General features: G+C 72.1%; 19 protein-coding genes. 7 read left to right on the top strand and 12 right to left on the bottom strand.

Translation table 11 applies throughout. From position 1 onward, the window contains the following. From HKK72_RS25690 to HKK72_RS25670, 5 genes are all read right to left on the bottom strand, one after another. Nucleotides 1-1,679: acetate--CoA ligase family protein (locus HKK72_RS25690; RefSeq protein WP_187236995.1), on the bottom strand; the 1,679-nt coding region annotated here is incomplete at its 3' end. Between the two features lie 65 nt (nucleotides 1,680-1,744). Beyond that, nucleotides 1,745-3,319, bottom strand: coding sequence for a class I adenylate-forming enzyme family protein (locus HKK72_RS25685; protein WP_187236994.1), 1,575 nt, complete (start codon nucleotides 3,317-3,319; stop codon nucleotides 1,745-1,747). A gap of 134 nt (nucleotides 3,320-3,453) precedes the next feature. Beyond that, nucleotides 3,454-3,795, bottom strand: a complete 342-nt coding sequence (locus tag HKK72_RS25680; RefSeq protein WP_315987447.1) for a VOC family protein — start codon at nucleotides 3,793-3,795, stop codon at nucleotides 3,454-3,456. Nucleotides 3,796-3,806: 11 nt separating this feature from the next. Beyond that, the gene (locus tag HKK72_RS25675) at nucleotides 3,807-4,232 is read right to left on the bottom strand and encodes a Zn-ribbon domain-containing OB-fold protein (RefSeq protein WP_187236992.1); all 426 of its coding nucleotides are present in this window, start codon (nucleotides 4,230-4,232) and stop codon (nucleotides 3,807-3,809) included. 66 nt (nucleotides 4,233-4,298) lie between these two features. Continuing rightward, complete coding sequence (locus HKK72_RS25670; protein ID WP_315987446.1) at nucleotides 4,299-4,979, bottom strand: endonuclease V; 681 nt, start codon at nucleotides 4,977-4,979, stop codon at nucleotides 4,299-4,301. Between the two features lie 128 nt (nucleotides 4,980-5,107). Between HKK72_RS25670 and HKK72_RS25665 the strand changes: the two genes are divergently transcribed. After that, on the top strand, nucleotides 5,108-5,761 hold the full coding sequence (locus HKK72_RS25665; protein ID WP_187236991.1) for an isochorismatase family protein: 654 nt from the start codon (nucleotides 5,108-5,110) through the stop codon (nucleotides 5,759-5,761). Then, on the top strand, nucleotides 5,749-6,486 hold the full coding sequence (locus HKK72_RS25660; RefSeq protein ID WP_187236990.1) for an SDR family NAD(P)-dependent oxidoreductase: 738 nt from the start codon (nucleotides 5,749-5,751) through the stop codon (nucleotides 6,484-6,486). Before HKK72_RS25665 ends, HKK72_RS25660 begins: the two co-directional genes overlap by 13 nt. Nucleotides 6,487-6,550: 64 nt before the next feature. Here HKK72_RS25660 and HKK72_RS25655 read toward each other — a convergent pair whose 3' ends face one another. After that, nucleotides 6,551-7,723 carry a serine hydrolase domain-containing protein gene (locus HKK72_RS25655; protein WP_187236989.1) on the bottom strand — a complete coding sequence of 391 codons (1,173 nt, stop codon included), beginning with the start codon at nucleotides 7,721-7,723 and terminating at the stop codon, nucleotides 6,551-6,553. Nucleotides 7,724-7,757: 34 nt separating this feature from the next. Here HKK72_RS25655 and HKK72_RS25650 point away from each other — a divergent pair, with 34 nt between their 5' ends. After that, nucleotides 7,758-8,732 (top strand): cyclase family protein, encoded by a 975-nt coding sequence (locus tag HKK72_RS25650; RefSeq protein WP_187236988.1) that lies wholly within the window; start codon nucleotides 7,758-7,760, stop codon nucleotides 8,730-8,732. A gap of 172 nt (nucleotides 8,733-8,904) precedes the next feature. Here HKK72_RS25650 and HKK72_RS25645 read toward each other — a convergent pair whose 3' ends face one another. The 5 genes from HKK72_RS25645 to HKK72_RS25625 form a co-directional block, all read right to left on the bottom strand. Beyond that, nucleotides 8,905-10,428, bottom strand: a complete 1,524-nt coding sequence (locus tag HKK72_RS25645) for an AMP-binding protein (protein WP_187236987.1) — start codon at nucleotides 10,426-10,428, stop codon at nucleotides 8,905-8,907. Nucleotides 10,429-10,455: 27 nt separating this feature from the next. After that, a complete protein-coding gene (locus HKK72_RS25640; protein ID WP_187236996.1) occupies nucleotides 10,456-11,514 on the bottom strand; it encodes an LLM class flavin-dependent oxidoreductase in 1,059 nt (352 codons plus the stop codon). 308 nt (nucleotides 11,515-11,822) lie between these two features. Then, nucleotides 11,823-12,320, bottom strand: coding sequence for a PepSY domain-containing protein (locus HKK72_RS25635; protein WP_187236986.1), 498 nt, complete (start codon nucleotides 12,318-12,320; stop codon nucleotides 11,823-11,825). Nucleotides 12,321-12,422: 102 nt separating this feature from the next. Further along, entirely contained in the window at nucleotides 12,423-13,697 is a 1,275-nt protein-coding gene (locus HKK72_RS25630; RefSeq protein ID WP_187236985.1) for a sensor histidine kinase, read from the bottom strand. Then, a complete protein-coding gene (locus tag HKK72_RS25625; RefSeq protein ID WP_187236984.1) occupies nucleotides 13,694-14,377 on the bottom strand; it encodes a response regulator transcription factor in 684 nt (227 codons plus the stop codon). The genes HKK72_RS25630 and HKK72_RS25625 overlap by 4 nt, the downstream gene beginning before the upstream one ends. Before the next feature lie 101 nt (nucleotides 14,378-14,478). Between HKK72_RS25625 and HKK72_RS25620 the strand changes: the two genes are divergently transcribed. Next, nucleotides 14,479-14,976, top strand: a complete 498-nt coding sequence (locus tag HKK72_RS25620) for a hypothetical protein (protein ID WP_187236983.1) — start codon at nucleotides 14,479-14,481, stop codon at nucleotides 14,974-14,976. Between the two features lie 12 nt (nucleotides 14,977-14,988). On the opposite strand, the gene HKK72_RS25615 is transcribed toward HKK72_RS25620, so the two are convergent. After that, nucleotides 14,989-16,599 carry a hypothetical protein gene (locus HKK72_RS25615; RefSeq protein ID WP_187236982.1) on the bottom strand — a complete coding sequence of 537 codons (1,611 nt, stop codon included), beginning with the start codon at nucleotides 16,597-16,599 and terminating at the stop codon, nucleotides 14,989-14,991. A 156-nt stretch (nucleotides 16,600-16,755) separates the two neighbouring features. Here HKK72_RS25615 and HKK72_RS25610 point away from each other — a divergent pair, with 156 nt between their 5' ends. The 3 genes from HKK72_RS25610 to HKK72_RS42355 form a co-directional block, all read left to right on the top strand. Next, nucleotides 16,756-17,052, top strand: a complete 297-nt coding sequence (locus HKK72_RS25610) for a Dabb family protein (RefSeq protein ID WP_187236981.1) — start codon at nucleotides 16,756-16,758, stop codon at nucleotides 17,050-17,052. A gap of 90 nt (nucleotides 17,053-17,142) precedes the next feature. Continuing rightward, nucleotides 17,143-18,264 carry a thiolase C-terminal domain-containing protein gene (locus HKK72_RS25605; protein ID WP_410050341.1) on the top strand — a complete coding sequence of 374 codons (1,122 nt, stop codon included), beginning with the start codon at nucleotides 17,143-17,145 and terminating at the stop codon, nucleotides 18,262-18,264. Nucleotides 18,265-18,294: 30 nt separating this feature from the next. Continuing rightward, the coding region (locus HKK72_RS42355) for a sensor histidine kinase (RefSeq protein WP_187236979.1) at nucleotides 18,295-19,127 on the top strand (833 nt) is incomplete at its 3' end.

Raw genomic sequence — 19,127 nt, 5'->3', positions numbered from 1 at the left:
AGCCCGGCGGCGTCGAACGCGTCGGCGGCGAGCACGCTCGCCCCGCCGCTCGGCCCGACCACCAGCACCCCGGCGTCCCCGTGCACGGGGCGGCGGACGTGCAGGTCGAAGAAGTCGAGGACGCCGATGAGGTCGTCCTGGCTCGTGACGAGGCAGAGCCCGGTCTGTGCGGCGAGCGCCGCCCACACCCGATCGTCGCTCACCATGCCGCCAGTGTGGGAGGCCGCCGCCCGCCGGCCCTGCCCGCTCCGGCCGCCGATCAGCGCGACGACCGGCTTGGCCGTCTCGCGCAGCACCTCGAACAGGCCGCGCCCGTCGCGCGGGTCCTCGAGGTAGAGCCCTACCGTGCTGGTGCCAGGGTCGCCGGAGAGGTAGCGGAGCAGTTCGGCGGGGGTCACGTCGGCGCTGTTGCCCACCGTGGCGACCTTGGCGAAGGTCAGGCCACGCCGCTCGCCGACCTTGATGACCTCGCCGGCCATGCCGCCGCTCTGCGAGACGACCGAGACGCGGCCCGGCCGGCCCTGCTCACCGCCGATGAACGTCTGGCCGCCCGCCGGCGAGTAGACGCCCATGCAGTTCGGGCCGAGCAGCCGCACCCCCGCCTCGCGGGCGGCCGCGAGCAGCTCGCGCTCCAGCTCCGGATGGCCCATCTCGCCGAAGCCGCCGCTCATGACCTGGACGTACGGAATTCCCGCCGCCTGCCGCACGACCTGCGCGCAGTGTTTCGCGGGCACGGCCACCATCGCGTAGTCGACCTGCTCGGGCAGGTCGCCCATGGACGGAACGCAGGGGACCCCGTCGATCTCCCGGGCGGTGGGGTGCACGGCGACCAGCGTGCCGGTGAACGCGGCGGCCCGGTAGAAGCCGAGGAACATGTTCCCGAAGTTCGGCCCGCGGGTCGACGCGCCGACGACGGCGACGCCGCGCGGGGCGAACAACCGGTCGAAGTCGCCGCGCAGGGCCGTGGCGGGCCGGGGCCGACCGGCCTCCGCCGCCTCCTCACCGCGACCCGGCGGGGACTCGGCGCGGCCGATGAGGCGGGCGTCGACGGCCGTCGCCCCCGACGCGCCGCAGATGACGGGGTTGAGCTCGAACTCCTCCAGCTCGTCGCCCAGCGTTTCGACGATCCCGCCGACGCCCCCCACGGCCAGCAGCACCTTGACCAGGGCGTCGCGGTCGACGGGCGGACGCCCACGCGACGCTTCGAGCAGGGCCTTCCCGCGCAGCTCGCCGAGCATCGCGTGCGCGTCGGCCTCGGTGATCGGGCACAGCCGCAGTGCGGTGTCATCGAGCACCTCCGTCCAGATCCCGCCGAGCCCGGCGAGCAGCAGGGGCCCGAACGCCGGGTCGCGCACCGCCCCCACGATGACCTCGACGCCGGGCGCGGCCTGCTCCTCGACCAGGAAGCCGTCAGGGGTGACGCCGTGGCGCGCGAGGACGTCGAGGATCTCGCCGGCCGCGCCGGCGGCCGCCGCGCGGTCGGCGAGACCGAGCCGTACCGCCCCCGCGTCGCTCTTGTGCACGAGCCCGGGGCCGTACGCCTTGACCACCAGCGGCGGCGTCAGCCCCTCGGCCACCTCGCGTACGCCATGCGGGCCGGCCGCCGTCGCGCCCCGTGGCACCGCGACACCGAACCCGCTTACCCAGGCCTTCACCTCGTGTTCCGGACGCGACTCCATCCCCTCCATCCGCCTCCTGCGCTGCTCCGCGTGACCGTGAGCCGGCACCGCCGCCGGGACGAGGACTAGCCGAGGCGGTCGGCGTACTCGTCGCGGATCTGCCGGCGGAGCAGCTTGCCGGGGCCGCCCGAGGCATCCTGCGTGTGCGGCAGCTCGCCGGTGACGACGACGGCGTCGGGGGCCTGGTGCGCGGGCAGGGCCGCCGCCAAGGCGGCCCGCACGGCCTCGGCGTCCAGGTCGGCTCCGGCACGGGGCACCACGGCGACGAGGATGCGCTGGTCGACCGCGTTGCTGCCGTCCGGATGGGCCGGTACGCCGACCGCGCCCGCCTCGGCCACGCCCGCGACCTCGAGTGCCGCCTCCTCGAGCTGCGCGGGTTGCGTCCACTGGCCGCCCTTCAGGATCGAGTCCTCGCGGCGGCCCAGCACGGTGAGGAATCCCTCGGCGTCGATGACGCCGAGGTCGCCGCCCACGTACCAGCCGTCGCGGAGCGTCTCGGCGGTCTTGCCGGGCTCGCGGTCATAGCCGGTCATGACGTTGGGACCGGTCAGATTGATCTCACCGACCTCGCCCACCACGCGTCCGCCGTCCGGGCCGGTGACGCGCACGGCGCACGACATGCGGGCCCGCCCGACCGAGGAGATGTCCTGGCTGCCGTCGTGCTGGCGGCCGAAGCAGGTGTACGGCGCCTCGGTCTGCCCGTAGTAACTGTAGATCCCGGCCCCGGGCATGCGCTTCAGGATGCGTTCGCGCAGCGACGGCAGCAGCGGCTCGCCGCCGAGCACGATGGCCCGCAGCGAGGACAGGTCGGCGTCCTCGTGCTCGTCCGAACCCAGCAGCGCGGAGAAGAAGCTCGGGATCAGGCTGACGTGCGTGACCCTCTCGCGCGGGACGACCTTCAGGAAGTTGGACGGGCCCCAGTCCTGCTCCAGCACCAGCTTCATGCCGGCGTAGAAGGCCGGCCCGACGAGCGCGGGGAAGCCGATGCCCCAGATGATCGCGCCGGTGCCCATGACGGAGTCCTGGTCGCGGTCCACGTCCAGCCAGATCTGAGCGGTGGCCAGGCTCGAGAAGTGGGTGTGCATCACCGCCTTCGGCAGTCCCGTCGTGCCGGAGGTGTAGAACAGCGCGAGCAGGTCGTCGCCGTGCCCGCCGAGCGGTGGCGCGGTGCCGGGCGCCTCGGCGGCGAGGGCGTCGACGTCGACCGCGTCCTCGCCGCCGCCGCCGACCCTGAGCCACAGCTTCACGCCCGGCAGCCTCGGCCGGATCCGGCCGATGAGCTCCTCGACGGTCGCGTCGTAGACGAACGCGTCGCACTCGGAGTGCTCCACCACCTGCGCGAGGGTCTCCTCGGGCCAGTACGGGTTCAGCGCGGCGACGACCGAGCCGATCTTCATCTGGGCGAGATAGACCTCGGCGACGTGCAGGGTCTCGTTCATGAGCGACGCGACCCGCGTGCCCGGCGTGACCCCGGCCGCCAGCAGCGCGTGCGCGACCCGGTTCACCCGATGGTCCAGCTCGGCGTAGGTGAAGCTCTGCTCGCCGCAGTAGGTCAGCGCCACCTTGTCGGGCGTGCGCAGCGCGTTCGCGGTGAGGATGGCGTAGGCGTAGTTGCCGAAGGGGGAGCTGTCTCGCGCCACGGCACAGGTCCTTTCGGATGGGTGCGGGCCGACGTACGGGCTTTGGGCGGGCTTGGGGGCGGGCTTCGGGCGGCTCGAATGCGGGCTCAGGTGCGGGCTCAGGTACGGCTCGTCTGCGAGCCGTGGGTACCGGCTCAGGTGCGGGACGCGTACAGGACGAGGGGGTTGCCGGCCGGATCGCGCAGTACGGCGCGGATTTCGTGCGGTCCCTCCTCGGGCCCACGGACCAGGAGTGCGCCGGCCGCCGTGAGCCGGTCCACCATGGCGGTGACGTCGTCGACCTTGAACGACACCACCGGACCGGTGACGAGGCTCTCCTCGGGCCCGGCGATCGCGAAGGTCGTCCCCTGGCCGTCGAGAGCGGCGAACCGCTCGCCGTCCTGGAATCTCACCTCGAGACCGAGGACGTCGCGATAGAAGCGGACGGCCTCGCCGACGTCGTCGGCGGGGTACATGACATTGCCGATCCGGGTCACGCCGGGCCTCCTCATCCTTCGGGCGCGGGCACAGGGGCGAGCAGGGGTCTCCATCGCGGCACGGCGCCGAAGCCGGGCAGATCCTCGAAGCACACCCGCACCCGCGATCCGATCCGTACGTCCTCGGGCGGGCAGCCGACGACGTCGCCGAAGGCGCGGGCGCCCTCGTCGAGATCGATCCAGGCGAGCACGTACGGGACCTCGAAGCCGGGCAGGAACGTGCGGTGGACGACGCTGTAGGTGTGGACCCGGCCGTGCCCGGAGACCTCGTCGTACGGCAGGTCGGCGCCCCCGCAGTAGGGGCAGGCCGGTTCGGGGAAGTGCACGAACCGGCCGCAGCCGGCGCAGTGCTGGATGAGGAGTTCGCCCCGTCGGCAGGCGTCCCAGTAAGGGGCCGTCAACGGGGTCGGCGAGGGCAGCGGGCGCGCGTGGTCCATTGCGCGCCAAACTAGCGCACGCTTGGTTGACCGACAAGAGGCCGAAGCGGCCGGTGCCGCCGCGGGTCAGGTGGCGTCGCGCAGCGCCCTGCGGCAGAGCTGATCGGCCTGCCTGGTCGTCTCGGGCAGCCGGTAGCGCGGGCTCAGCGCCAGCACATGACGGCAGGCCGTGTCGAGGTCGATGCGGTGCCCGACCGACACGAACACCGGCTTGATCCGCGCCTGGGTGCGCAGCGCCCGGCCGACGATCTCGCCGCGGTCGACGAGCGGGCTCGCGTCACCGCGGTCGTCGCCGGGTGGATCGTAGGAGCCCAGCAGCCGGGTCTTGCCGACCCCGGCCGACGGCAGCCCGGTCAGCGCGCCGAGGTGGCAGGCGAGCCCGAACCGGCGTGGATGGGCGAGCCCGTGCCCGTCGCTGACCAGCAGATCCGGCACGAGCGTGAGCTTGCGCAGAGCCTCGACGAGGGCGGGCAGCTCCCGGAAGGCGAACAGCCCGGGTACGTAGTCGAACGCGGCCGTCCCGACCACCGTCGATTCCTCCACCACCTCGAGGGTCGCGGTGTCGAGCACCACGACCGCGGCGGCGAGCCGGTCGCCGTCCTCGTCATAGGCGACGTCCAGGCCCGCGGCGGTGCGGATGGTCTGCGGCCCCGGGCGGCCCAGGTCGAGCATCGGGCGCAGCCGGTCCTGGATGGCCTCCGCCTCTTGCGGGGTGTCCGGCCACGCGTGCAGTTCCCGTACGTCCACGAGATCATTGTCGCGCGAAGTGGGCCGCACCGGCCGACCGCCCGGCAAACCGGCCGACCGGCCATGGGCCGCGGCCCGGCCGCCGCTCCGACTACCCAAGCAAGTGCTAGGTAGCTATCGTGAGGGTCGTGGTGATCGATCTGGCCAGGCTGGCCGACCCGCGGCACACGGCGATGCTCGTCATGGAGATGCAACGCGGTGTCGTGGGCGACCTCAGCCGGTTCCCCGAGCTGGCCGAGGTCTGCGCCGAGAGAGACGTCGTCGCGCACGCCGCGCAGGTCGCGACCGCCGCCCGCGCCGCGGGCGTACCCATCGTGCAGTGCACGGCGGCGTTCCGCGCCGACCGGGCGGGCACCCACACCGACAACTGCCCGTTCATCCGGCGCCTGCTCCGCGACCCCGCCCACATGCTGGAGGGCACCGGTGCGGTCGAGGTGGTGCCGGAACTGTCCGCCCCCGGCGACCTGGAGTCGCGGCGCCATCACGGTTTCTCCCCGTTCACCGGGACCTCGCTCGACTCGACGCTGCGCGCGCTGGGGGTCCGTACGGTCGTCGCGACCGGTCTGTCCCTCAACCTCGGGATCCCCGGCCTGTGCCTCGAAGCGGTCAACCTCGGTTACCGCGTCGTCGTGGTGAGCGACGCGGTGGCCGGGGTGCCGGCCGACTACGGCGACGCCGTCATGACCCGGACCATCGGCCTGCTGGCCGCCCGCGCCACGGCGGGCGAGCTCGTCCGCGCGTGGAAGGACGGGGAGGGGGCGGCAGGGCCGTGGACGGTCTGACGCTCGACGGCCGCACCGCCCTGGTCACCGGAGCGGCGGGCGGCATCGGGCGCGCGATCTGTGTCGACCTCGCGGCCCTCGGGGCGCACGTCGTCGTGGCCGACGTGGACGAGAGCGGAGCCCGCGAGACGGCCGGTTCGCTGCCCGACGCGAGCGCGCTGCATGTGGACCTCGGTGATCCGGGCGACATCGCGGCCGCGGTCACGCGCCTGCGACCGGTCGACGTGCTCGTGCACAACGCCGGCGTGAGCATCGTCGATCCCTTCACCGAGAGCGACCCGGCCGACTGGGATCTGATGTGGAAGATCAATCTGCGTGCTCCGATGCAGCTCACCCAGGCGCTGCTACCGGGCATGGTCGACCGTGGCTGGGGCCGGCTGGTCTTCATCTCCTCGGACGGCGCCCGGGCGGGCTCGGGCGGTGAGGGCGCCTACGCGGCGACCAAGGCGGGGCTGTTCGGGCTGGCCAAGACCCTCGCCCGCGAGGCGGCCCGCAGCGGCGTGACCAGCAACGTCGTCTGCCCGGGGCCGACCGACACCCCGATGGTCCGTGCCGTCGCCGAGCGGCACCCGGGGCTGCTGGACGCCCTCGCCCGGCAGATCCCGCTCCGCCGGATCGGCCGTCCGGGCGACGTCGCGGGCCTCGTCGCGTTCCTGTGCAGCGAACGCGCCGGCTACATCACCGGCCAGACGCTGTCGGTCAGCGGCGGAATCACGATGCATTGAGGGCCGCGCCGTGACGCCGCAGCGCGCGAACCACGCGCCCACGCCCCGCGCAGGGCGGCGGGCGTCAGTTCAGGGCGGCGTAGACGGCCTTGACCAGGTTGTAGGCACGCAGGTCGCCGGAGAACTGCTGGCTGAGCAGGTTGGGGATGTAGGCCATGCCGATGCCGCGGTCGATGTCCGCGAGCCCGATCGAACCCCCGTAACCCGCGTGGCCGAACGCCGTGTCGGCCGCCTCGGGCGGGGTGAAGAAGGTCATGGCGGGACGCATGTAGCCGAGCCCGAAGGAGGTGTCGACGAGCATGACCCGGTCAGGGCCGTCGACCCGCCGCTCGATCCCCTTCCGCAGCGTGTCGTGCCCCACGAGCCGTCCGGCGAGCAGATCCCGGTAGAACCCGGCGAGGCCCTTCGACGTGGCGACCATGCCGGCCGCCGGCCAGCCGCCGCGCAGCACGACGGGGTTGTTGAAGCCCCGCTCGCCCGGCGCGGGACTGGCGAAGGCCCGGTTCAGCAGGCTGTCGTCGCTGAGGTAGGCGGCGGTGAGCCGGGCCAGCACGTCGGTGTCCCCGGGGGGCGCACCCGTGTCGGCGCCGCCGGCGGCCGGCTCCTTGGCCGCCGTCAGCTTCGCGGCACGCTCGATGACGTCGTCCGGCGCCCCGATCCACAGGTCGAGGTCACGGGCGAACTCCTGCCGCACGAACTCGCCGACGCTCCGGCCGGACAGCCGCCGTACGATCTCACCGGCGAGCCAGCCGTAGGTCACCGCGTGGTAGCCGTGGGCGGTGCCGGGCGTCCACTCCGGTGTCTGCCCGGCGAGTTCGGCCGCCATGGCGGCGGGGTCGGTCGCCTGCTCGGCCGTGATCGGCCGGTCGAACGCGGGCAGGCCGGCCTGGTGGGACAGCAGGTGCGCCGCCGTGGTGTTCTCCTTGCCTTGCGCCGCGAACTCCGGCCACCAGTCGGCGACCGGGCCGTCGACGTCGTAGGCGCCTCGCTCGGCCAGCAGCAGCGCGGCCGTCGCGGTCACCGCCTTGGTGCAGGAGAACGCGACGCAGGGGGTGTCCGGCAGCCACTCCCGGCCGGTGCGCCGGTCGGCGACACCGCCCCACAGATCCACCACGAGCCGGTCCCCGGCGTACACCGCCACCGCGGCGCCGACTTCGCGGCCGCCGGCGAAGCTCTCCTCGAAGACCTCGCGTACGCCGGTGAAGCCGGGATCGCAGTGACCTTGGACAGTGCTCATTCGCGGTCCTCTCACCGAAGGGGGTAACAGAATAATGTTCGGATCCGGGAACTGGGGTCGATGGGGGGACGGCGACGAACGCGGGGCGCTCAACCTCCTCACACCTGAGGCGGTGCTCGCCGCGGTCTCGTGCGTTCGCGACGGGCGGGTGCTCAGCCTGTCGCTGCCGATCCGCGGGTCCACCTCCTCGCCCGCCCCGACCACGGTGCCGCACCTGCGCGGGCGGCCGCTGCCGCAGCACTTCATGTCGGTGGACGGCGGCGACTACGCGGCCGGGGCGCGCGCGATCGGTGCCGGTCTCAAGATGGCCGACGACGCGCTCATCGTCACCCCGCACGGCACCACCACCCATATGGACGCGCTGTGCCACATGTGGGCGGGGGAGGAACTCTACAACGGGCATCCGGCGGGGCGGGTCCGCTCGTACGGCGCGGCGAGATGCGGCATCGACAAGGCCGGGCCGGTCGTCGCGCGCGGCGTTCTCTTCGACGTGGCGGCCGTGCGCGGCGTGCCACGCCTGGCCGCCGGCGACCGGATCGACGGCGCCGATCTGGCGGCCTGCGGAGTGGAGGTGCGGCCGGGCGACGTCGCGGTCGTGCGGACCGGCTGGCCGCTGACCTGGCACAGCGACGGCCCCGAGGCCTACTGGGCCGGCCAGCCGGGGCTGTCGGCCGACGGCGGCCGCTGGCTGGCCGAGCGCGACGTGGCCATGGTGGCGAGCGACAACGCGGCCATCGGTGCGCTCAACAGCGACCAGCTCGCCGACGAGGACCTCGCCGACGACCTTCATCTCATCCTCCTCTGGCGGCACGGGATCCACCTCGCCGAGATGCTCTGGCTCGAGGACCTCGCCGAGGCCCTCCGCGCCGACACGGGCTCGAGCGCGGCGGCCGACGGCACCGGCACCGGGCCCTCCGTGACGCCGCGAACCGACTTCCTGTTCGTGGCCGCGCCCCTCGCCATCGAAGGCGGCACGGCCAGCCCCATCAACCCGATGGCCGTGCTCTGACCACGTAGCGGCGAACGACCGATCAGCCGTGAGCCGAAGGCCGGCCGAGCCGGAGGAGAGCACGAACAACTGCATGATCACGGCGGGGTGGGGGTGGTGGCGCGCTGTTCCCCGTGATCATGCAGTTGTTCGTGTTTGGGATGTCTTGTGGGTGTGCACGCGATCATGTGGGTCAGGCGCCGGGGTAGGCGCCGCCGCCGTGCTGCTCGTCCAGGGCGTCGTAGTCGGGAAGGTGGCCCTTCTTCGGGATCGACTCGACGAACTCCACGTGCCGCGGCCGCTTGTACGAGGCGATCTGCGAGCGCACGTGCTCGACGATGTCGTCGGCGCCCACGTCCGCGCCGTCGTCGAGTCGCACGATGGCCTTCACGGTCTGGCCGAACCGGTCGTCCGGTACTCCGATCACGGCGGCGTCCGCGACGGAGGGGTGGGTCTTCAGCGCGCGCTCGACCTCGGCCGGATAGATGTTCTCGTTCGCCGACTTGATCATGCGGAGTCTGGGGCCGATGAAGGTGATCGTGCCGTCGTCCTCACGGCGGCCCAGGTCGCCGGTGTGGTGCCAGCCGCCGGCGCTCTTGGCCTCGCTCAGCTCCGGCCGGGCCCAGTAGCCGCTGAAGACGCTCTGCCCCCGGGCGCAGATCTCGCCGACCTCGCCGGCCGGCACCTCCGCGCCGTCCGCGTCCAGGATCCGCACGTGCGTCAGCGGGGACGGGCGGCCCGCCTGGCCCGCGCCGCCGAGGCCGAGCCCGAGGAAGGTCAGCATGCCGCCCACCTCGGTCTGCCCGTAGCCGCCCATCTTCGCCGCGCACCACGGGCTGTCGTCCACCGTGATCATCGCGTCCCACTCCGGGGAGTGCGAGACGAACCGCAGCGAGGACAGGTCGTAGGCGCCCTTCTGGTTGGCCTGCACGAGGCCGTCGATCATCGGGCCGAACAGGAACGCCTGGGTGCACCGCTCGGCCTCGATGAGCCGGCAGACCTCCTCGGCCTCGAAGGCCGGGGTGAAGACGTTCGTGCCACCGAGCTGCAAGGTGGCCAGGCAGAACATCATCGTTCCGACATGGAACAGCGGGCCGCAGTTCAGGAAGGTGAAGCCGCTCTCCATCTGCCGGATGTGCAGCAGCGACATCGAATGCGCGATGAGCGCGGCGTGGCTGAGCAGCGCCGCGTTCGGGCGCCCGTCGAAGGCGGCCGTGTAGAGCGCGAGCACGGGCGCGTCCGGCGGCACCTCGCCCGCCGGTTGCCCGGCGGGGGCGGCGGCGAGGTAGGACTCGTACTCCTCGCCGGCCGCGATCCAGCGGGCGTCCGGAGGGACCCCCTCGCCCTCGGCCACCTCTCGCGCCTTCCGTACGGCCTCGGAGTCCTCCCACACGACCACGTGGGGTGTGAGGTCGCCGAGCACGAAGGCGAGCTCGTCCGCGCTCTGCCGCCAGTTGGCCGGGCAGCAGATCGCGCCGAGCCGGGCGGCGGCGAGCAGGAGCTCCAGCACGCGGAAGGAGTTCTGGCCGAGCCACAGGACGCGGTCACCGGCCACCATGCCGTCCGCCGCCAGGGCGTTCGCCAGGCGGTTCACCCGCTCGTCGAGGTCCGGATACGTGAGCCGCACGTCGCCGTCGACGCACGCGATGCCGAGCGGCCGGCTTCGCCGGTGCTCGCCGAGGACGTCCCCGAGAGTGAGCCGATGAACCTCGCCCATGCCGTCGCGCCTCCTTGGTGAGATGAGCTAACGGAAAGCCGGGATGACCTCTGCCGCGAAGAACCTCAGGACCTCGCGCATCTCCTCGATGGGGATGGGCCGGGTGCTGCCGAAATCGCACATGAGGTTGTTGAAGCCCATCGCCTGGATCATCTTGATCTGTTCGATCACGCGGTCGGGGTCGCCGATGACCTCGAGCTGCTCCCAGCGGAAATCGGCACCGACCGTGCCGCCCTTCAGGTATTTGTCCTGCCAGTACTCGAAGCCCTTGGCGACCTCGCCGGTCTTCGAGTCGATGGGCGCGCTCTGGGTGTTGAAGATGCGCGACCGGTCGAACGATGCCTCGAACCTGGCCTGGTCCTCGCGGGCCTGCTCGACGGTCGGCGCCACGTACACCGACCGGCTGGCCACGAGCTCGACGCCGTCGGTGTCGACACCGTGCTCCCGAGCGGTCCGGTGCCAGGTCTCAGCCGCCTTGGCGATCTTCCGGAAGGGAGCGGCCGGATCGGCCAGGATCGGCAGCCCGCGGGCCGCGTACAGCTCCACGGTCTCGGGGCTGACCGCCGCCACGTGCAGGGGCGGATGCGGCCGCTGCAGCGGCTTGGGCATCAGGGTCAGCGGATGCCGGGTCTCGTGGAACCGGCCCTTGAACTCGAAGTCGTCGTTGGTCCAGAGCCCGATGATCATGTCGAGTGATTCGTTGAACCGGTCCCGGGCCTCGCTCAGGTCAAGCCCGAAGGACTCGAACTCGATGCTCTGGTAGCCGCGGCCGATCCCGAGCTCGAGCCTGCCGTCGGAGAGCAGGTCGACCATCGCGGCCTCTTCGGCCACATGGATGGGATTGTGCAGCGGAAGGACCACGATGCCGGTGCCGAGCCGGAGCCGCTGCGTGCGGGCCGCCAGGTTCGACAGCAGGTTGAAGACGTTCGGCACCGTGCCGTACGGGCGGAAGTGGTGCTCGGCGATCCAGGCGGCGTCGAACCCCAGCTCCTCCAGCAGCTCGACGACCTCGATCTGGTAGTCGTACACCTCTTTGGGCGACTGGCCGGCGAACTGGTGGAAGAGGTGGAAGCTCGAGAACTTCATCTGGTGATCGGCCACGGGGCTCCCATCTCAGCCTGGTGTCGGCCGGGTAGGCCCTGCCTTGCCGGGGATTCCAGGCCCATCATTGCGTACCAAGCGCTCGCTTGGGAAGCCTAACAGGCCACCGCTCCGAGAGCGGCGGCCTGTTGGGGGAGGGATACCGAGTTCAGCGGCGCGCCTCCCGCGGGCCCGGTCGTGAGCGGGACCAGGGCCCATGGGCGGCGCCTTCTTCGCCGGATGGCCGAATCCCCGGATCGGCGCGGTCAGTCGTCGTCATTCGACGTCAGCCGTCTCCGGCTCGGCGATCCTCGTCAGTCCTCGTCTTCGTCGTCATCGTGGTTCTTGCCGTTGTGGCCCTTGTCGTCGTCGTGGTCGGTCTCGTGCTGGAGCACCTTCCCGGTACGGCCGTCGATCTCGACGTCGTGCTCCGCGCCACCCGCGATCACGTCGATGTCCCACACGGGCACGCCGTGCTCGGTCTCGTGCTCGACCGACTCGACCCGGCCACCGGCGACCGTCCGCAGAGCGATCCGCTCCGCCTCCGCCCGACTGATCGCGGTCGGCGCCGCCGGTGCGGACGCCGACGGGGACTCCGATGGCGCTGACGGTGACGAGGACTCCGGCGGGCTCGCTGTCGCGGATGGGTCGTCGCTGGGCGCGCCCGACTCCACCTCGGGGCTCGCCGGCGAGGTCACCGCCGTACGTCCGGCCACGGGCGGCGTGCTCCCGCCGTCGAACGCCAGGGCGATGCCGCCGCCCAGAACGATCGCGGCGCCGGCGACACCGGCGATCACTGTTGTCCGTCGCATTGCCTGACCTCCTTCTTCCGGCCCCCACCTGAGGAGTCCGTGTTCAACAGGAGGTTCGCGCGAACGCGGATAGGGCCGCGCTACCGCGTCACTAAGGCGGCGTTAACGTCCGCCGAGGTCGAGCACCACCAGCGCTCCGCCGCCCGCGGACCGGTCGACCGACAGCGCCCCACCCGAGGATTCGGCGGCGCGCTTGACGATGTCGAGGCCGAGGCCGCTCGAACCGGCTCCGCTGGCCCCCCGCTCCAGGGGCCGGGAGGTGGCGAACCCCGGCCCCTCGTCGGCGACGGTGAGGCGCGCGCCGCCCTCTGGACGGGGCTCCAGTCGCACGGCGAACGCCGTGCCCTCGGGCGTGTGGGCGAAGACGTTGCCGAGCAGGGCGTCGACGCACGCCGTCAGGTCGTCTCGGTCCAGCGCGACCGGCAGGGGCGTCGCCGGTACGGGCGCGGTGAGGCGGCGATCCTGGTCCTCGGCGAGGACCGCCCAGAACCGCACTCGGTCGGCGACGACCTCGGCCGCGTCGCAACCGCCCGAGGCGTCCCTCGTCCGGGTCGGCCGGCGGGCGTCTTCGATGATCTGGGTCACCGCGCGTTCCAGGGCGTCGACCGACGCGCCCACCCGCGCGGCCTCCTCGGGGCTGCGGAGCGACTCGATGTCGAGGCGCAGCGCGGTGAGGGGGGTGCGCAGGCGGTGCGAGAGGTCGGCCGCGGCCTCGCGTTCCTGGGCGAGCAGTTCCCTGATCCGCCCGGCGAGGTGGTTGAGCGCGGCCGAGACCTCGCGCAGCTCGGTCGGGCCGGCCGGCTCCGCCCGCGCGTCGAGGTCCCCCGCGGCGAGCCGGTGTGACACCGCGGCGAGGTCGAGGGCCGGGTGTACGAGGGATCTCGCCATCCGCCGGGCCACCACGAGGCTCAGCCCCAAGAGGACGAGTCCGAGCGCCGCCAGGATCGCCCAGGCCCGCATGACGCCCCTGGTCAGCTCGCTGTCCGGCACGAACGTGCGGACGACCGCCGTACCCTCCGGCAGGCCCTGGACGGCCACGAGGATCTCGCGTCCGCCGGGCGCCTGCGCCGTGATGCTGTCACCTCGGGCGGCCAGGTCGACGGCGGGTGACCGTGGCGCCGGAGAGCCGATCACGTCGCCGCTCGGCAGGAACACGGTGACCGGCCACTCGCCGGTGCCGGCCCGTTCCAGCGCGGGCCCGAGGTCCCTCCTGTCGAGCGTGGTCACGAGCGCCGCCGCCGACTCGGCCTCCAGCGTCGCCGCGCCGGTCGCGCGATCGGCCGCCACCGTACGGACGAGCAGGGCGAGCGGTACGAGGAAGGCGAGCAGCACCAGCGACGTCGTGGCCGCCACCAGGAGGGTCAGGCGCCGCTTCATCGGGCCGGATCGACGAGTTTGACCCCGACACCGCGCACTGTGTGCAGGTAACGCGGGTCCTGCGCCGTCTCGCCGAGCTTGCGGCGCAGCCAGGACAGGTGCACGTCGACGGTCTTGTCGGCCCCGCCGTACGTCGTCCGCCACACCTCCGTGAGCAGTTCCCGCTTCGTGACGACCTCCCCCGGCCGCCGGGCCAGGTAGTGCAGAAGATCGAACTCCTTCGGGCTCAGGTCGAGCGGCACGCCGTCGAGCTCGGCCTCGCGCGCCCGCGCCTCCACCCGGAGCCCGCCCACCACGAGTACGGGGTCGTCCTCGTCCTGCCCGGCGCGGCGGAGCACCGCCCGGATGCGGGCGTCGAGCTGCGCTGCGCCGAACGGTTTGACCACGTAGTCGTCGGCGCCCGCGTCGAGCACCCGGATGATCTCCTGCTCGTCGTCACGGGCGGTCGCCACGATCACCGGAACACGGCTGACCGCGCGGATCATGCGCAGCACCTCGCGGCCGTCGAGGTCGGGCAGGCCGAGGTCGAGCACCACCACGTCCGGCCGGTCCTCGACGGCCCGCCGCAGTCCGCTCATCGCGGTGTTCGCCGACGACGTGGCGTGGCCCTGCTCGCTGAGCGCCCGCACGAGCGTCGTCCGGATCTTGGAGTCGTCCTCGATCAACAGCACCTGTGGCACAACTGCACCGTAACGCCGGACCGGCGGCGGGCGGTCCGCGCGGGCCTGCCGTTACCACCGCCTTAACCCTGTCTTAGGGATGTTCCGATGATGATGGGGGAATGAGGCGACGGCTTTGGCTGGGCATCGGGGGGTGGCTCGCGGCCGTCGTGGCCGCGACCGGGGTCGGCATCGCCGCGATCGGCGTCCTCGAGGACGGCATCACGGGCTCGCAAGCGGGGACGCTCGACCAGGACGCCGTCCAGCGCGCACTGAGCAGTCCGTTCGTACCTCCAGCCTCGCCGCCGTCGCCGACCTCCTCGGCCGGGCAGGGCACGCCCGCGCCCGGTGAGGTGACCCGGGTCCTGTCCACCGAGGGCGGCAAGGTGACCGCGACGTGCTCCGGAGGGCTGGTTCGGCTCGGGGGCTGGAGCCCGGCGCTGGGCTACGGGGCGGACGACGCCGAACGCGGGCCCGCGGCCGAGGCGTCCTTGACGTTCGAGTCCGACGACGCCGAGTACGAGGTCACCGTGAGGTGCGCGGCCGAGGGCCCGGTCGCCAGCACGCACAAGGACGACGGCCATGGCCGGCACGACGGTCATGGCCGGGACGGCGATTGACGGACCGGCCGGTCAGACGGGGGTGACGTCGCTGCACTTGGTGAAGGGGAGCCATGGCCGGTCGCCGCCCGGCCGCGGAGCGCCGGCGTAGAGCGGGTTCCCGGTCAGCGTCTGCTCTTCGTGTTCTTCGCTGTACTCGATGCCGAAGAGCTTGAACCCGGTGCTGAGCTTGTGGAGCCCCACACCGAGGCTCAGCACGAAGCCGGCCTTCCACCAGTCGATGTCGACGTCGTAGTCGAGGCTGCTGAGCTGTCCCTTGTCGTGCAGGAGCCGCTCCATGTCGGTGGGGTTCTCCGGCAGTGGCCCGGCGGCCGAGTGGGGGGACGGGATGCCCGCGTTGTGGATGGTGTCCAGGGCGCCGTCCCCGTCGCCCGAGTCCTTGCGCAGCCAGTCCTCGACGATCTTGCTGTCCCCAGGGTTGTCGAGCTTGAGGTCGGCCACCTCGGTGTGCACGGTCGACGTGGTCTTGCCGCCGCCGCCCTCGATACTCACGTTGAAGGGGCCGGCCTGCGCCGACGCCTTCAGGTCGACCCCGGGATTGCCGTTCATGGGCCGTTCGGCCGTGGTGATCCTCAGCCGGGTGGGCCGGTGCTCCCGCTTCTCCTTCTCCTCCTTGTCGTAGTCCGCGGCGTTGTACGTCACGAAGATCTGCTGCAGGTGGCTGCCCTCGCCCTGGTAGCCGGTCCCGATCCTGCCGTTGATCTCCAGGGTGTAGATGAAGGTGATCTCGCCGTTGCCGCGCAGGACGAGGATGTCCTTCATGAGGGTGCCCTGGAACCCCTTGGTCTGCAGGCTGCCCTTGCTCTTGCCGTCGCCGCCCTTCTGCAGTTTCTTGCCGAACTTCACGTCGCCGCTGAGCTCCGTCGTGGTCTTGCTGATGTCGTAGTCCGGCTCGCGGTCTGGCGGCAGTTCGGGCAGCTCGTCCTTGTTGTCGTGATGGCACAGCATGCCGAGCTCGGTCCCCCAGGCACGGGGCGGAGCGGCGTTGCACTTCGCCGCCCCCTCGAGGTATTTCACGAACTGCTGGGCGTCGGCGTAGTTGGCCTCGAGGTCCTTCTGGGGGTCACCGGTCTTGTGCCCGTCGAACAGCCATCGTCCGCCGCCGCCCCCGCCCTTGGTGAAGCCGCCGGTCAGCGAGGCGCTGCCGTTCCACGGAACGCGGGGGAAGTCCAGGCCGCCCTCCAGCCCGCCCTGGACCGTACCGGTGCTGTCGAGGGTCACCGTGCCGTCGGACCACTGCTGGATCTTCACTTCCGAGTTGGCGCTGATCTTGACGAAGAGTATGCGGACGACGGTCTTCTTCTTCGTGGTCTCGGAGTTGAGAACGCACTTGTCGGGCTGGAACTTCGCGTCGTCGACGTTCGGAGTGAGCGTCGGAGTCGCCGACGGGCCGGTAGGGCCCGGCGCCGGAGTCGCTCCGGGCGTCGCGTCCGTACAGGGCTTTTCCATGGCGAGTCGGCCGACGCGGCACACGGCGTTCCCGATGCCGGTCGTCACCGCCGAAGGGACCGACGTGGTGAAAAGGCTTAAGACGATGACGCCCACGAGGCCGACCACCGCGATGTACTCCACGGGCCCCGAGCCCGCATCCGGGCGTGCCTGACTCGCGCCATCCGTCCGCATGCCCCCCACGCTGCGCGTGCCGTGACAATGCGGGCGAGATCAGACCTGAACATTGCGTGAACAAGGTGATCGGGCCGGCGGTCGCCGGGGACGGGCCGGGTCGCCGCGATGAGGAAAGATCCGCTAACGTCACGGTCAGGTGTGGAGGAGGAACGCATGTTGCGTCATGTAGTGCTGTTCACCTGGACCGAGGGCACGACCGATGAGCAGTTGGAGACGCTCACCACTCGGTTGGCCGAACTGCCCGGTCTCATCCCCGAGATCAAGTCGTTCACCTTCGGGTCGGACGCCCGGATCAACGAGGGGAACCACGACTTCGGGATCGTGGCCGAGTTCGCCGACCAGGAGTCCTTCGTGGTCTACCGCGATCACCCCTCGCACCGCGCGGTGATCGCGGAGTGCATCGCGCCGATCCGCGACCAGCGCGCCGCGTTGCAGTTCGAGGTGGGCTGACCGCACCGCGACCGGCGGGCGGACCCGGCCCGGAGCGTCGGATAGGCCCGAGCAATCGCTTGTCCGATGCCCCGTGCCGGGGTTAACGTCGTGACGGTGCGCCAGGGTTTCTCGGAACGGGCCGCGATCGCCGGAATCGGGATGACCGCGCTGTCGCGCGCGTCCGGCCGGACCGAGCTGCAACTGGCGGTGGAGGCGTCTCGTGCGGCACTGGCCGACGCCGGCGCCGACGCGCCCGACGCGATCCTCAGCTATCACCTGGCCGACTCGGCGCCCGTGCTGTACGTGGCGCGTGAGCTCGGGCTGCGCAGTATCGGCTGGCACAACGAGCTGTACGGCGGCGGCACGCAGTGCGCGTCGATCCTGGCCGACGCCGCGATGCTGGTCGATACGGGACTCGCCCGCACGGTGCTCGTCTACCGGGCGCTCAACGGCCGATCGGGCCGCCGGATGAACGCGCTCGGGCTCCGGCTCGGGGAGGGCACCGAGGAGCAGTTCACCCGCCCGTACGGCCTGGCCGGCCCGGTGCAGCAGTTCGCGCTCGCAGGCCGCCGCTATCTCCACGACACGGGCCTGACCGAGGAGCACCTGTTCACCGTGGTCGCCCGGTCGCGGGCGCACGCGGCGCGCAATCCCCGCGCGCTGCGCCGGGATCCGGTCGGTCTGGACGACTACCTGGCGAGTCCCATCGTCGCGTCGCCGCTGCGCAGGGTGGACTGCTGCCAGGAGACCGACGGCGCGTGCGCCCTGGTGGTCACCTCGGCCCGGCAGGCCCCGAACGCCCCGCGGATCCACACGGTCGTACGGGGCGGCGACCCGGGTGCCTCCGCCATGGACAAGGCGGCCGACGTGACCCGGATCTTCTCCCACCACCTCGCGGGCCCGCTGTACGAGGCGGCGGGACTGAAACCCGCGGACATCGACGTGGCGCTGCTGTACGACGCCTACAGCTGGCTCGTGCCGCGGCAGCTCGAGGACTTCGGCCTGCTCACCCGGGCCGAGCTCGGCGACGGGCTCACCACCGCTCTCGACACCGTCAACCCGCACGGGGGGCTGCTGTCGGAGGGCTACGTGCACGGCCTCAACAACGTGGCCGAAGCGGTACGGCAGCTGCGCGGCGACGGCACGGACCAGGTCAGCGGCGCGGGCGTCGCGCTGTGCACCGGATTCGGCGGCGGCTACGGCAGCGCGGCCGTCCTCACCGCCCCCTAACGGCCACGGCGTTTCGCGTACGGTGACGACGTGGCGCTCCTACGACGCATCCGCGCGCTCTGTGCCGGGCTCGCCGTCCCGCGCGCCCGGCCGCGCATGAGCACGCTGCTGACCGACGTCGCCATCACGGTCGCGGTCGGCGTCGTCACCGCCATCATGATCCATGAAGCGGTGGAGCAGGGGTCCCGGCCCCCCGATGCCGAGGCGTACGCCCTGGGCGTGCTCATGGTGCTGCCGGTCGCCCTGCAGCGCCGCCGGCCGGTGGCCGCGATGCTCGCGTCGAGCGGCCTGTTGCTCGCCTACTACGCGGAGAACTTTCCCGGGATCGCGCCCACTCCGGTGCTGGCCGTCCCGCTCTACACGGCGGTGCTCTCGGGCCGGCTGGTCTGGTCGATCGGCGTCTGCCTGCCGTTCTTCGTCGGCGGTTACGTCATCGTCGTCGTGGAGGGCACCCCCGCGTTGAACGCGTTCGCCGAGTTCCTGCCGCACCTGGCCCTGGCCGCGGTCGTCATTCTGCTCGCCGAGGTCGTACGGAGCCGTCGTGCGCTCACCGAGGAGACCCGCGAGCGACTCCGGCTGGCCGAGGAGGACCGGGCGAAGGACGCGGCGCGCAAGATCGCGGAGGAGCGGGTGCGCATCGCGCGGGAGCTGCACGACACCGTGGCGCACAGCATGGCCACCATCACCGTCCAGGCGGCGAGCGCCTTGCACGTGCTCGACGACGGCCAGGCGCAGGTCCGTACGGCACTGGTCGCGATTCGCGGCACCAGCAAGCAGGCGCTCCGGGAGATCGGCGACGTGCTCGGGGTGCTCAGAGAGGGCGACGAGCCGGAGCCCGACCGCACGGCCGGACTCGACCGGCT

This window comes from Actinomadura sp. HBU206391, from assembly GCF_014323665.1.
In the GTDB taxonomy this organism is placed as follows: Bacteria; Actinomycetota; Actinomycetes; order Streptosporangiales; family Streptosporangiaceae; genus Actinomadura_C.
Note: the sequence above shows the minus strand (reverse complement) of the source record. Positions and strands in the feature narration are given on the sequence as shown.